The 13,341-nt window shown below is 69.0% G+C and carries 10 protein-coding genes; 8 read left to right on the top strand and 2 right to left on the bottom strand.

Annotated features, from left to right (window positions below; all coding sequences use genetic code 11):
- Window positions 1-125 precede the first annotated feature (125 nt).
- Window positions 126-3,002 carry an excinuclease ABC subunit UvrA gene (gene uvrA, locus HNP73_RS08510; RefSeq protein ID WP_184148254.1) on the bottom strand — a complete coding sequence of 959 codons (2,877 nt, stop codon included), beginning with the start codon at window positions 3,000-3,002 and terminating at the stop codon, window positions 126-128.
- A gap of 248 nt (window positions 3,003-3,250) precedes the next feature.
- Between uvrA and HNP73_RS08505 the strand changes: the two genes are divergently transcribed.
- Both HNP73_RS08505 and HNP73_RS08500 read left to right on the top strand, forming a co-directional pair.
- Complete coding sequence (locus tag HNP73_RS08505) at window positions 3,251-4,060, top strand: alpha/beta fold hydrolase (RefSeq protein ID WP_184148253.1); 810 nt, start codon at window positions 3,251-3,253, stop codon at window positions 4,058-4,060.
- Window positions 4,061-4,151: 91 nt separating this feature from the next.
- The gene (locus HNP73_RS08500; protein ID WP_184148252.1) at window positions 4,152-5,453 is read left to right on the top strand and encodes a PQQ-dependent sugar dehydrogenase; all 1,302 of its coding nucleotides are present in this window, start codon (window positions 4,152-4,154) and stop codon (window positions 5,451-5,453) included.
- A gap of 207 nt (window positions 5,454-5,660) precedes the next feature.
- Here the strand turns inward: HNP73_RS08500 and mutM are convergent, their stop codons facing one another.
- Window positions 5,661-6,509, bottom strand: coding sequence for a bifunctional DNA-formamidopyrimidine glycosylase/DNA-(apurinic or apyrimidinic site) lyase (gene mutM / locus HNP73_RS08495; protein WP_184148251.1), 849 nt, complete (start codon window positions 6,507-6,509; stop codon window positions 5,661-5,663).
- A gap of 79 nt (window positions 6,510-6,588) precedes the next feature.
- Here mutM and ubiE point away from each other — a divergent pair, with 79 nt between their 5' ends.
- From ubiE to HNP73_RS08465, 6 genes are all read left to right on the top strand, one after another.
- Window positions 6,589-7,344, top strand: a complete 756-nt coding sequence (gene ubiE, locus HNP73_RS08490; RefSeq protein WP_184148250.1) for a bifunctional demethylmenaquinone methyltransferase/2-methoxy-6-polyprenyl-1,4-benzoquinol methylase UbiE — start codon at window positions 6,589-6,591, stop codon at window positions 7,342-7,344.
- 4 nt (window positions 7,345-7,348) lie between these two features.
- Complete coding sequence (gene ubiB, locus HNP73_RS08485) at window positions 7,349-8,878, top strand: 2-polyprenylphenol 6-hydroxylase (RefSeq protein WP_184148249.1); 1,530 nt, start codon at window positions 7,349-7,351, stop codon at window positions 8,876-8,878.
- 76 nt (window positions 8,879-8,954) lie between these two features.
- Window positions 8,955-9,689 (top strand): SDR family oxidoreductase, encoded by a 735-nt coding sequence (locus HNP73_RS08480; RefSeq protein ID WP_184148248.1) that lies wholly within the window; start codon window positions 8,955-8,957, stop codon window positions 9,687-9,689.
- 13 nt (window positions 9,690-9,702) lie between these two features.
- Window positions 9,703-11,226 carry a sugar ABC transporter ATP-binding protein gene (locus HNP73_RS08475; RefSeq protein WP_184148247.1) on the top strand — a complete coding sequence of 508 codons (1,524 nt, stop codon included), beginning with the start codon at window positions 9,703-9,705 and terminating at the stop codon, window positions 11,224-11,226.
- Window positions 11,223-12,221: an ABC transporter permease gene (locus HNP73_RS08470; protein ID WP_184148246.1), complete on the top strand. Its 999-nt coding sequence runs from the start codon at window positions 11,223-11,225 to the stop codon at window positions 12,219-12,221. The genes HNP73_RS08475 and HNP73_RS08470 overlap by 4 nt, the downstream gene beginning before the upstream one ends.
- Before the next feature lie 30 nt (window positions 12,222-12,251).
- Window positions 12,252-13,199: an ABC transporter substrate-binding protein gene (locus HNP73_RS08465; protein WP_184148245.1), complete on the top strand. Its 948-nt coding sequence runs from the start codon at window positions 12,252-12,254 to the stop codon at window positions 13,197-13,199.
- Window positions 13,200-13,341: the final 142 nt, after the last annotated feature.

The following is a 13,341-nucleotide window of genomic DNA, read 5'->3' as shown; positions in this document are numbered from 1 at the left end:
GGGGACTGACGAGAGTTTGAGTGACTGGTTGATCGGTGCGCGCCCCCGCGCCCGCACCCGCGCCGCCCGCCCCGCCAGCGGTCACCCCGGCTCTGCCGGAGCCGATCCGGGCGGGCGGCGCACAGTCACTCCGCCGCCACCCGCTGCGCCCCGAGGATCGCGGCAAGATACCGGCCCGTGTGGCTTTCCTTCACCCGCGCGACCTGTTCCGGCGTGCCGACCGCGACGATGCTGCCGCCGCCGTCGCCGCCTTCCGGGCCGATGTCGATGAGGTGGTCCGCCGTCTTGATCACGTCGAGATTGTGCTCGATCACGATCACCGTGTTGCCCTGCTCCACCAGTTCGTGCAGCACTTCCAGCAGCTTCTTCGTATCCTCGAAATGCAGGCCCGTGGTCGGCTCGTCGAGGATGTAGAGCGTCCGGCCGGTGGAGCGGCGCGAAAGCTCCTTCGAGAGCTTCACCCGCTGCGCCTCGCCGCCCGAGAGCGTCGTCGCCTGCTGTCCGACCTTGATGTAGCCGAGCCCGACCCGCATCAGCGTCGTCATCTTGTCGCGGATCGAGGGCACCGCCGCGAAGAACTCCTCCGCGTCCTCCACCGTCATGTCGAGCACGTCGGCGATCGACTTGCCCTTGAACAGCACCTCGAGCGTCTCGCGGTTGTAGCGCTTGCCCTTGCAGGTCTCGCAGGTGACGTAGACGTCCGGCAGGAAGTGCATCTCGATCTTGATGACGCCGTCGCCCTGACAGGCCTCGCAACGCCCGCCCTTGACGTTGAAGCTGAACCGCCCCGGCTGATAGCCACGCGCCTTCGCCTCCGGCAGCCCGGCGAACCAGTCGCGGATCGGCCCGAAGGCGCCGGTGTAGGTCGCCGGGTTCGACCGCGGCGTGCGGCCGATGGGCGACTGGTCGATGTCGATCACCTTGTCGAGGTGTTCGAGCCCCTCCACCGCCTCGCAGGGCGCGGGCGTCTGGCGCGCGCCGTTCAGCCGCATGGACGCGGTCTTGAACAGCGTCTCGATGGTCAGCGTCGACTTGCCACCGCCGGAGACCCCGGTGACACAGGTGAAGGTGCCGAGCGGAAACGTCGCGGTCACGCCCCGCAGGTTGTTGCCGGTGGCGTTCTTCACCACCAGCTTCTTGCCGTTGCCCTTGCGCCGCTCCGCCGGGATGTCGATGCGCCGCGCGCCGGTCAGGTACTGGCCGGTGATCGAGTTCGGATTCGCGGCGATCTGGTCGGGCGTGCCCTCGGCGATGATGCTGCCCCCGTGGACGCCCGCGCCGGGGCCGATGTCGACCACGTGGTCCGCCTCGCGGATCGCCTCCTCGTCGTGCTCGACCACGATCACCGTGTTGCCGGCGTCGCGCAGGTTCTTCAGCGTGGTGAGCAGCCGGCCGTTGTCGCGCTGGTGCAGGCCGATCGACGGCTCGTCGAGCACATAGAGCACGCCGGTCAGGCCCGAGCCGATCTGACTCGCGAGCCGGATCCGCTGGCTCTCGCCTCCCGAAAGCGTGCCGGAGTTCCGGGCCATCGTCAGGTAGTCGAGCCCGACGTTCACCAGGAACCCGAGCCGCTCGCGGATCTCCTTCAGGATCGCCCGGGCGATCTCGTTCTTTTGCGCCGTCAGCGCCGCCGGAACCGCTTCCACCCAGCCGAGCGCGTCGCGGATCGAGAGGCGCACCACCTCGCCCACATGGTTGCCGGCGATCTTCACCGCCAGCGCCTCGGGCTTCAGGCGATAGCCATGGCAGAGGCCGCAGGGCCGGTTGTTCTGGTAGCGCTCCATCTCCTCGCGCGACCAGGCGCTGTCGGTTTCCTTGTAGCGCCGTTCCATGTTGGGGATCACCCCCTCGAACGGCCGTTCGATCTCGTAGACCCGGCCACCCTCGTCGTAGCGGAAACGGATCTTCTCGCCCTTCGAACCCTGCAGCAGCACCGCCTTCGCGTCGTCAGGCAGGTCACGCCAGCGCTGGTTGCGATCGAAGCCGTAGTGCTTCGACAGCGCCTCGATGGTCTGCTTGTAGTAGGGCGACGATCCCTTGGCCCAGGGCGCGATGGCACCCTTCATCAGCGGCAGGCTCTCGTCCGGCACGATGAGGCGCGGATCGAAGAAGAGCTCGACCCCGAGCCCGTCGCAGGCCGGACAGGCCCCGAACGGCGCGTTGAACGAGAACAGCCGCGGCTCGATCTCGGGGATCGTGAAGCCCGAGACCGGACAGGCGAAGTTCTCCGAGAAGGTGATCCGCTCGGGCTCCGGCGCCGTGCCGTCCTCGGCCGCCGGCGGCGCGGTCTCGAGGATGGCGATGCCGTCGGCGAGATCGAGCGCCGTGCGGATCGAATCGGCAAGCCGCGTCTCCAGCCCCGCGCGCACGACGATGCGGTCCACCACCACGTCGATGTTGTGGCGGAATTTCTTGTCGAGCTCGGGCGGGGCGTCGAGGTCATGGAACTCGCCGTTCACCTTGACGCGCTGGAAGCCCCTCTTGCGGAGGTCGGCAAACTCCTTGCGGTACTCGCCCTTGCGGTCGCGCACGATCGGCGCGAGCAGGTAGGCCCGCGTGCCCTCGGGCAGCGCCATGGTGATATCGACCATCTGGCTCACCTGCTGCGCCTCGATCGGCAGGCCGGTGGCGGGCGAGAACGGCGTGCCGACCCGCGCGAAGAGCAGCCGCAGGTAGTCGTAGATCTCGGTCACCGTGCCGACGGTGGAGCGCGGGTTCTTCGAAGTGGTCTTCTGCTCGATGGAGATCGCCGGTGAGAGACCGGAGATGTGATCCACGTCCGGCTTCTGCATCATGTCGAGGAACTGCCGCGCATAGGCGGAGAGGCTCTCCACATAGCGCCGCTGGCCCTCGGCATAGATGGTGTCAAACGCGAGCGAAGACTTCCCCGAGCCCGAAAGACCGGTGATGACCACGAGCTGATCCCGCGGCAGGTCGATGTCGATCGACTTCAGATTGTGCTCGCGCGCGCCGCGAACCTCGATGAACTTCTGTTCAGCCATGCATGCCCGTCCCCGCCGAAAGGCGATAGATAGCGTGCCCCGCGGCAGATGCGAGTCCCACGGTAACTAGAACAAAACGGGATCGTCCACAAGACCGGCGCGACCCCGCTCCCCGCCCCTGCCCGTTTAGCGCAGCCGCCTTTCGGGCATCGGACGGCGCCTTTCCGCCTCACGCCCCGCTTCTGCAGGAACGGAGCGGCGCCTGCCCTGTTGGAACTGCATGTCCCACACGCAGGAACGGAGATGTCATGGCCGAGCGCGTCAAACTTCACGTGGAGGACTCCGGCGGGTCCGGGCGGCCGGTCGTGCTGATCCACGGCTGGCCGCTCTCCGGCGCGGCGTGGGAAAAGCAGGTCGGGCCGCTGACCGACGCGGGCTTTCGCGTCATCACCTACGACCGGCGCGGCTTCGGCCAGTCGGAGAAGCCCGACTCAGGCTTTGACTACGATACGCTCGCGGCGGATCTCGAAGGCATCCTTGCCGAGCGGGATCTCTCGGACGTGACGCTCGTCGGGTTCTCCATGGGCGGCGGCGAGGTCGCGCGCTACGTGGCGAATCACGGCGAGGACCGGCTCGCCGCCGTGGTCTTCGCCGCCGCGATTCCGCCCTACATGCTGAAAACCCCGGACAATCCCGCCGGGCCGCTGGCGGAAGAGGCCGCGAAGGAAATGGAGAGCCAGCTTCGCGCCGACCGCGACGGCTTCTTCGACGGCTTCGCCCGCGCGTTCTTCTCCGTCAGCGATGAGCTGAAGGTGAGCGAGGAAGACCTGCAGAAGGCGATCGCCCTCTGCCGGCAGTCCGACCAGACCGCGGCGCTCGGTTGCATGCAGGCGTTCGGCACCACGGACTTCCGGGACGATCTCGAGCGCGTGACCGTTCCGACCCTCGTGATCCACGGCGACTCGGACTCGATCGTGCCGATCGAAGGCTCGGGCGCGCTCACCCACGAGAGGATCCCCGGCAGCCGCCTCGTCGTGCTTCGCGGCGCGCCGCACGGCTGCACCACCAGCCACCCGGACACCTTCAACCGGGCACTCCTCGACTTCCTCGAGCGCTGAGCGACGGCGAAAGCGGGCGGGGTTTCCCCGCTCGCGCGCATCGGCTAGCGTGCCGGCGGCCGGCGCGTGACCGGTCGGCAAGGGGACTCTCATGGCATTTTCCGACGTGTTCGCACGCGGCGTGGCGGTGATCGGATCGGCCGCAATCCTCGCCCGGCGCTGGGGCGCGACGCCGCATGTGCCCGCCATCGGCGGCAGTCCGACGATCCCGGAGGGGAAGCCGCAGGGGATCCCCACGCTGAAGATGCCGACGGCAAAGGGCTGGAGCGGCGGACAGACGCCGGTCGCGGCGCCCGGCCTCAAGGTCAACGCCTTCGCCGCCGGCCTGAAGCATCCGCGCTGGATCCATGTGCTGCCGAACGGCGATGTGCTGACCGCCGAGGCACTGCAGGATTTCGGCAAGGTACGCTCCGCCTTCGACTACGCGATGTTCTCGACCATGAAGCGCGCCGCCGCGGTCGGCCCGAGCCCGAACCGGATCACGCTGCTGCGCGACGCCGACGGCGACGGCGCGGCCGAGGTGCGCGAGGTCTACCGCGCGGGGCTGCGCCAGCCGTTCGGCATGGCGCTGGTCGGTGACACATTCTACGTCGGCAACACCGACGGCATCCTCGCCTTCCCCTTCGTGCCGGGTGCCACGCGTCTCGAGGGTGAAGGACGCCGGATCGCCGAGTTCAAACCCGGCGGCCACTGGACGCGCAGCCTGCTCGCGAGCCCCGACGGCAAGCGGCTCTACGCCGGCGTCGGCTCGCTCACCAACATCGCCGATCAGGGCATGGCCGCCGAGGAAGGCCGCGCCGCCGTCTGGGAGGTCGATCTCGAAACCGGCGCCGCCCGGGTCTTCGCCGGCGGCCTGCGCAATCCGGTGGGCCTCGCGTGGGAGCCCGGGACCGAAACGCTCTGGACCGTGGTGAACGAGCGCGACGGTCTCGGCGACGAGACGCCGCCCGACTATCTCACGTCGGTCCGGGAGGGTGGCTTCTACGGCTGGCCCTATTGCTACTGGGGCCAGACCGTCGACGACCGGGTGAAGCAGGACGCGAAGCAGGTCGCCACCGCGCTCACCCCCGACTACGCGCTTGGCGGGCACACCGCGTCGCTCGGGCTCTGCTGGCTGCCGGCGGGATACTTCCCCGGCTGGCCCGAAGGCATGGCGATCGGGCAGCACGGCTCATGGAACCGCTCGAACCTCAGCGGCTACCGGGTGATCTTCGTGCCGTTCGCCGACGGCAAGCCTTCGGGCGAGGCGCCGCGCGACATCCTCTCGGGGTTCCTCTCGCCCGACGAGAAGGACTCCTGGGGCCGCCCGGTGGGCGTGACGCCGGGACCGGACGGCTCGCTTCTCGTCGCGGACGACGTGGGCGACGTGATCTGGCGGGTGACGGCTGCCTGACCGGGCGAGCGGCGCCCTCGGGGAGCCTTTGCAGGCTCCCGCTCGGCCACCGCTTGGCGCTCCGCCGCCTTTGCGGCTCCGCTCCGGCGGAACGGGCTTCGCCCGTGAGGGAAGATTCTCCCCGCCTGTTGGCGGGGCCCCTCGTTCCTGCCCGATAGGGTTTCCGCCAGTATGAATACCGGGGTCGCGCCAGATGCCGCAGGCCGGTCAGAGCTGGCAGGCCGGGCAGAAGAAGCTCGACCGGCCGGACTGGACCATTCTTGCGATGGTGCCGCCGTCGTCACGGCGGCAGGGCTCGCCCTCGCGACCGTAGACGGCAAAGCTGTGCTGAAAATAGCCGAGTTCGCCGTCCGCCTGACGGTAGTCCTTCAGCGACGAGCCTCCCGCGGCAATGGCGTCGAGCAGGACCTGTCGCACCGCCGCCGCCAGTTCGTCGGCCTCGGTGGCGCTCACGTCACGCGCGAGGCGGAGCGGCGAGATCCGCGCGCGCCAGAGTGCCTCGCAGACATAGATGTTGCCGAGCCCCGCAACGACGCGCTGGTCGAGGAGCACCGCCTTCACCGGCGTTACCCTGCCGTCCAGGCGGGCAAGGAGTATCGCCGCGGAGAACGCGTTGCCGAGCGGTTCCGGCCCGAGGCCGGCCAGCAGGCGGTGGCTCGCGAGGTCCGCCGTCGGCCAGAGGTCCATCGCCCCGAAGCGGCGCGCGTCGTTGAAGGTGACGCGCGCACCGCCCTCCATGTCGAGCACCACGTGATCGTGCTTCGCCGGCGCCGGGTGCTCGTGGTGGAATTCGCCCACCGCGGCGCCGGAGATCAGCATCCGCCCCGACATGCCGAGATGCGCAATCAGCGTCTCGCCGCTGTCGAGATCGGCGAGCAGGTACTTCGAGCGCCGCCGCAGCGCCATGATCCGCGCCCCGGTCAGCCGTGTGGCGAACCCCGGCGGGAACGGCCAGCGCAGGTCTGGCCGGCGCACATCGGCCCGCACGATCCGCCGTCCGGCCAGCACAGGCTCCAGTCCGCGCCGCACGGTTTCGACTTCGGGTAGTTCCGGCATGCGCCCGCCCCCTCCTCGCCGGTTGCAGCCGGCTGCCCGGGGCTTATAAGGCAAGCCCGAGGTTCATCGGAAGGCCGGCATGTCGGACGACGAGACGCGCACCACCCACTTCGGCTTCGAGACCGTGCCGGAGGCCGAGAAGGCCGGCCGGGTCCACGGCGTGTTTTCCTCGGTCGCCTCGCGCTACGACCTGATGAACGACGCCATGAGCCTCGGCATCCACCGCGTCTGGAAGGACGCGATGATGGACTGGTTCGCGCCGCGACCCGGCATGCACCTGCTCGACGTGGCCGGCGGCACCGGAGACATTGCCTTCCGCTTCCTCGAGCGCGTGGACGGCGATGGCCGCGCGACCGTGCTCGACATGACCGAGGACATGCTCGTCGAGGGCCAGCGCCGCGCTGAGGCCACCACCTTCGCCGACCGGCTCGACTGGGTGGTGGGCGACGCCATGGCGCTGCCGTTCGAGGCGAACACCTTCGACGCCTACACGATCTCCTTCGGGATCCGGAACGTCACCCGCATCGCGGACGCGCTCTCGGAAGCGTTCCGCGTGCTGAAGCCCGGCGGGCGGCTCCTCGTGCTGGAGTTCAGCCAGATGCCGGAGCCGGCGTTGCAGTGGCTCTACGACCGCTATTCCTTCAACGTCATCCCGCCCCTCGGCCAGCTTCTCGCCGGCGACCGGGCAAGCTATCAGTACCTCGTCGAATCGATCCGGCGCTTTCCTGATCAGGAAACTTTCGCGGGCATGATCCGCGACGCCGGCTTCGAGCAGGTGCGCTACCGCAACTTCTCCATGGGCATCGCCGCGCTGCACTCCGGCTGGAAGCTCTGAGGCAATGCGTGGCCCGCACAACATCTGGCGCCTGATCCGCACCGGCGCGACCTTCGAGCGCACCGGCGCCATGGCGCAGGCGCTCGAAGCCTTCGACGCGCCGCCCGCCGCGCGCATCGCCGCCCGCGTGCTCGGCTGGCCGTTCCAGTGGATCGGGCTCGAGGGCGATCCGAGCCAGCCGCCGGTCCTGCGCGCGATCACGGCCCTCGGCCCCGCCTACATCAAGTTCGGGCAGCTTCTCTCCACTCGTCCGGACGTGGTGGGGCCCGAGCTCGCCAACGAGCTCCGCGTGCTGCAGGACAAGCTGCCGCCGTTTTCCGTCGAGGAAGCGCGCGCCACCATCGAGTCCGAACTCGGCCAGCCGGTCGATGCGATCTTCTCCGAGTTCGATCCGCCGGTCGCCGCCGCCTCGCTTGCGCAGGTCCACCGCGCGCGCCTGCGCGAGACCGGACAGGTCGTCGCGGTGAAGGTGCTGCGCCCGGGCATCGAGCGGGCGTTCATGCGCGACGTCGACGCGTTCTATTTCGCCGCCTCGATGATCGAGTCCCTTGCGCCATTCGCCCGTCGCCTGCGGCCACGGGCGGTGATCGAGCATTTCGCCGGCGTCGTCGAGGGCGAACTCGACCTGCGAATGGAGGCCTCGGCCGCCGCAGAGTTCCGCTCGAACACCGAGCATGATCCGGGCTTCCGGGTCCCCGCGGTCGCCTGGGCCGCGTCGGGCCGTCGGATGATGACGCTCGAGTGGGTCTCAGGGATTCCAATGGGCGACGTGGACGCCCTGCGCGACAGCGGCGCCGACCTCGTGCGCCTCTCGGAGCGGGTGATCCAGACCTTCCTCACCCATGCGCTGCGCGACGGCTTCTTCCACGCCGACATGCATCAGGGCAACCTGAAGATCGGGCCGGACGGCGCCATCGTCGCCCTCGACTTCGGCATCATGGGCCGGATCGACGCCTACACGCGCCGGGTCTACGCCGAGATCCTCATCGGCTTCCTGCACCGCGACTACGAGCGCGTCGCCCAGGTGCATTTCGAGGCGGGATACGTGCCGCGCGACCGCGACCCGGCCGCCTTCGCCCAGGCGCTGCGCTCCGTCGGCGAGCCGATCTTCGGACAGGACGCCACGCGCATCTCCATGGCGCGCCTCCTCGGCCATCTCTTCGAGGTGACCGAGCGCTTCGGCATGCAGACCCGCACGGAGCTTATCCTGCTCCAGCGCACCATGGTCGTCGTCGAGGGGGTGGCGCGCAGCCTGAACCCACAGATGAACATGTGGGAGACCTCGCGGCCGGTGGTCACCGAGTACATCAAGTCGAACCTCGGCCCCGCCGCCGTCGCCCGCGATCTGGCGAACGCGGCGCGGATTCTCTCGCGCATCGGGCCGCGCCTGCCGCAGCTTGCCGAGGCGGCGCTGGTCCAGGTCAACACTCCTTCTCCAAAGAGTGCCGCGCGCGCCATTCCCGGCTGGGCGTGGGGTCTCGGCGGGGTCGTGCTCGGCGCGGGGCTCGTGGCGCTCGGCGCATTGCTCGGCTGATCGCGCAAACCCCCTTGCGGTAGTTTTTTATCCAGATACACAATTCCCCAGCGAAGACGCATGGGGGGAAGAAGGAATGCGGCTCAAGGACAAGACGATTCTCGTCACCGCCGCGGGACAGGGCATTGGCCGGGCCAGCGCCATCGCGCTCGCCGCCGAAGGTGCCCGGGTGATCGCGACCGACCTCCGCGCCGACCTTCTTGATGGCCTCGACATGGAAACCCGACCCTTCGACGTGACCGACAGCGCCGCTGTGGCGGAGATCGCCGCCGCCGTCGGCCCGCTCGACGGCGTCTTCAACTGCGCCGGCGTCGTGCACAACGGCGCGCTCCTCGACATCGAGGACAAGGACTGGGATTTCGCCTTCGCGCTCAACGTCACCGCCATGATGCGGCTGACCCGCGCCGTGCTGCCCGGAATGCTCGCGCGGGCGCAGGAGACGGGCACCGCGTCGGTGCTCAACATGGCGTCCATGGCGTCGTCGGTGAAGGGCTTCCCCAACCGCTGCGCCTATGGCGCCTCGAAGGCGGCGGTAATCGGCCTCACGAAGGCGATCGCGGCGGACTACGTGAAGCAGGGCATCCGCTGCAACTGCCTGTGCCCCGGCACCGTCGACACGCCCTCGCTGCGCGGCCGCATCGCCGCCTCGGCCGATCCGGTGCAGGCGGAAAAGGACTTCATCGCCCGCCAGCCCATGGGGCGCCTCGCCACCGTCGACGACATGACGCCGATGGTGGTCTACCTGCTCTCCGACGAAAGCCGCTTCGTCACGGGGCAGTCGATGCTGGTGGATGGCGGCGTGACGATCTGACGCGGGGGCGAGCATGGCCGACCTCGTGCGGATGCAGGCGATCGACAAGCGCTTCCCCGGCGTCCACGCGCTCCGCGCGGTGCACTTCGATCTTGCCCCGGGCGAGGTGCATGCGCTCATGGGCGAGAACGGCGCGGGCAAGTCGACGCTGATGAAATGCCTCGCCGGGGTTTACCAGCCTGACGGCGGGCGCATCGAGATCGACGGCGCGGAGGTGGACCTGCCCAGCCCGAAGGCGGCGCAGGACCACGGCATCGGCATCATCCATCAGGAGCTCGCGCTCATGAAGGATCTGACGGTCGCGCAGAACATCTGGATCGGCCGCGAGCCGCGCCGCAGCTTCGGCCGCCTCGACGAAGGCAAGCTCAACGCCGATACCGCGGCACTCTTCGCCGGCATGAACATCGCCATGGACCCCACGACCCCGGTGGAGGGCCTGACGATCGCCCGGCAGCAGATGGTGGAGATCGCCAAGGCCCTCTCCTTCCGCTCCCGCGTCCTCGTCATGGACGAGCCGACGGCAGCCCTGAACGACGCCGAGATCGCCGAACTTTTCACCATCATCCGCCAGCTTCGGGCCGAGGGCGTCGGCATCGTCTACATCAGCCACAAGATGGACGAGATCCGCCGAATCGCCGACCGGGTGACGGTGATGCGCGATGGCGCCTACGTCGGGACGGTGGACGCCGCCGGCACGCCCATCGGCAAGATCATCGCCATGATGGTCGGCCGCGAGTTGACCGACGAGACCGCCGAGATCCCCGACCTTTCCGGCGCGGAGACGGCGCTGGAGGTGCGCGGTATCCGGCGGGGCCGGGAACTCAGGGACATCAGCTTCAGCCTGAAGAAGGGCGAGATCCTCGGCTTCGCCGGCCTGATGGGCGCGGGCCGCACCGAGCTTGCCCGCGCGATCTTCGGCGCCGACCCTCGGGATGCGGGCGAGATCCTCGTCCACGGCCGACCCGTCGCCATTCAACGGCCGCAGGACGCGGTGCGCGCCGGCATCGGCTACCTGTCGGAGGACCGCAAGCACTTCGGCCTCGCCCTCGGCATGGACGTGCGCGCCAACATCGCGATGGCGAGCCTGTCGCGCCACACCGGCCGGCTCGGCCAGCTCGACGAGGCGGCCCTCGCGGCACACGCACGCGACTACATCGCCACCCTGCGCATCCGCACCCCGTCCGACCGTCAGGAGGTCCGCCTGCTCTCGGGCGGCAACCAGCAGAAGGTGGTGATCGCCAAGTGGCTGCTGCGGGACTGCGACATCCTGATCTTCGACGAGCCGACGCGCGGCATCGACGTGGGTGCCAAGGCCGAGATCTACCGCCTGCTCCAGCGCCTCGCCGCTGATGGCAAGGCGATCATCGTCATCAGCTCGGAACTGCCCGAGGTGCTGCGCCTCTCGCACCGCATCGCGGTGATGTGCGAGGGCCGCCTCACCGGCTTCCTGCCCGGTGGCCCGGCCACGACACAGGAGGAAATCATGCATCTCGCGACCCTCCGTCCCGACATCACCTCCGAGGGAGCCGCCGCATGAGCGACGCCGCCACCGCGCCGAAGCCCGCCAGCCGCGGCCTCGGGGCGCAGCAGAAGATCTGGGCGTTCGCGAGCCTCATCGTGCTCCTCGTCTTCTTCTCCATCGCCTCGCCGAATTTCCTTCAGACCACGAACATCCTCGCGGTGCTGCAGGCGACGGCGGTGAACGGCGTGCTCGCCATCGCCGTCACCATGATCATCATCACCGGCGGCATTGATCTCTCGATCGGCACGCTGATGACCTTCACCGCCGTCACCGCCGGCATGATCCTGACCAACTGGGGCCTGCCGCTGCCGCTCGGCGTGCTCGGCGCCATCGGCATGGGGGCGTTCTGCGGCCTGATCTCGGGCACCCTCGTCACCCGGATGCGCATCCCGCCCTTCATCGCCACGCTGGGCATGATGCTGATCCTGAAGGGCCTTTCGCTCGTCGTCTCCGGCACCCGGCCGATCTACTTCAACGACACCCCCGGCTACACCGAGATCGCCCAGGGCTCGCTCATCGGCGACATCTTCCCGGCGGTGCCGGTGCCGAACGGCGTGCTCATCCTGTTTCTGGTGGCGCTCGTCATGGCATGGGTGCTGAACCGGACCGTGCTCGGGCGCTACTGCTTCGCCATGGGCTCGAACGAAGAAGCCGTCCGGCTCTCGGGCGTCAACACCACCCGCTGGAAGACCGCGATCTACGCACTCGGCGGCGGGATCTGCGGCATTGCCGGCCTGCTCATCTCCTCGCGCCTCAACTCGGCGCAGCCCGCGCTCGGCCTCGGCTACGAGCTCGACGCCATCGCCGCCGTCGTCATCGGCGGCACCTCGCTCGCCGGCGGCCGGGGCTCGATCCTCGGCACGGTGATTGGCGCGCTGATCATGGCGGTGCTGCTGAATGGCCTGCGCATCCTCTCGGTGGCGCAGGAATGGCAGACGGTGGTGACGGGCATCATCATCATCGCCGCCGTCTACCTCGACATGCTGCGCCGGGACAAGTCGGCGGTCTGACAACGACGATCACCCAGGGAGAGAACTCACATGATCGCAAGACGCACCCTGCTCGGCGCCCTCAGCGCCGCGGCACTGCTCGCGGGGGCGGGCTTCGCCCAGGCCCAGGACAAGCTCTACATCCCACTGATCTCCAAGGGCTTCCAGCACCAGTTCTGGCAGGCCGTGAAGACCGGCGCCGACAAGGCCGGGACCGAGCTTGGCGTCGAGGTCTCCTTCGAGGGCCCGGACAACGAGACCCAGGTCGACCGCCAGATCGACATGCTCGCGGCCGCCCTCGCCAAGAAGCCCGCCGCGATCGGCTTCGCCGCCCTCGACAGCCAGGCCGCGATCCCGCTTCTGAAGCAGGCGCAGGAAAACAAGATCCCGGTCATCGCCTTTGACTCCGGCGTCGACAGCGACATCCCCGTCGCCACCGCCGCCACCGACAACCTCGCCGCCGCCGCCCTCGCCGCGGACAAGATGGCCGAGCTCATCGGCGGCTCGGGCAAGGTCGCCCTCGTCGTCCACGACCAGACCTCGCGCACCGGCGTCGATCGCCGCGACGGCTTCGTGAACCAGATGCGGGAGAAGCACCCGGAGGTCGAGATCGTCGATATCCAGTACGGTGCCGGCGACCAGCTCCAGTCGACCGAGATCACCAAGGCGATCCTGACCGCGAACCCAGACCTGAAGGGCATCTTCGGCGCGAACGAAGGCTCGGCGATCGGCGTCGTCAACGGCGTGACCGAACTCGGCCGCAAGGACGTGGTGATCATCGGCTACGACTCCGGCGCCGCCCAGAAGGCCGCCATCAAGTCGGGCGTCATGGCCGGCGCCATCACCCAGAACCCCATCGGCATCGGCTACGAGACGGTGAAGGCCGCCGTCGCCGCGGCGAAGGGCGAGCCGGTCGAGAAGGTGATCGACACCGGCTTCTACTGGTTCGACAAGACGAATATCGACAGCCCCGAGATCGCCGCCGTCCTCTACGACTGAGCGTCGCACCCCGGGAACGGAACCGGCCCCTCGCGGTTGATTGATGGATGGGCGCCGGCAGCCCCCGCTGCCGGCGCTCTCGTCTTTCCGAGGAGAGCCAGCAATGCCCGACGAAAAGCCACTCTTCGACCCCACCGTCGAC

This window comes from Amaricoccus macauensis (assembly GCF_014201905.1).
GTDB classification, from domain to species: Bacteria; Pseudomonadota; Alphaproteobacteria; order Rhodobacterales; family Rhodobacteraceae; genus Amaricoccus; species Amaricoccus macauensis.
This window is presented reverse-complemented; position numbering and strand designations above follow the sequence as displayed.

Coding starts and splice junctions, on each gene's coding strand:
- HNP73_RS08505 (WP_184148253.1), top strand. CDS start 3,251: ATGGCCGAGCGCGTCAAACTTCACGTGGAGGACTCCGGCGGGTCCGGG.
- HNP73_RS08475 (WP_184148247.1), top strand. CDS start 9,703: ATGGCCGACCTCGTGCGGATGCAGGCGATCGACAAGCGCTTCCCCGGC.
- HNP73_RS08500 (WP_184148252.1), top strand. CDS start 4,152: ATGGCATTTTCCGACGTGTTCGCACGCGGCGTGGCGGTGATCGGATCG.
- HNP73_RS08470 (WP_184148246.1), top strand. CDS start 11,223: ATGAGCGACGCCGCCACCGCGCCGAAGCCCGCCAGCCGCGGCCTCGGG.
- uvrA (WP_184148254.1), bottom strand. CDS start 3,002: ATGGCTGAACAGAAGTTCATCGAGGTTCGCGGCGCGCGCGAGCACAAT.
- ubiB (WP_184148249.1), top strand. CDS start 7,349: ATGCGTGGCCCGCACAACATCTGGCGCCTGATCCGCACCGGCGCGACC.
- HNP73_RS08465 (WP_184148245.1), top strand. CDS start 12,252: ATGATCGCAAGACGCACCCTGCTCGGCGCCCTCAGCGCCGCGGCACTG.
- mutM (WP_184148251.1), bottom strand. CDS start 6,509: ATGCCGGAACTACCCGAAGTCGAAACCGTGCGGCGCGGACTGGAGCCT.
- HNP73_RS08480 (WP_184148248.1), top strand. CDS start 8,955: ATGCGGCTCAAGGACAAGACGATTCTCGTCACCGCCGCGGGACAGGGC.
- ubiE (WP_184148250.1), top strand. CDS start 6,589: ATGTCGGACGACGAGACGCGCACCACCCACTTCGGCTTCGAGACCGTG.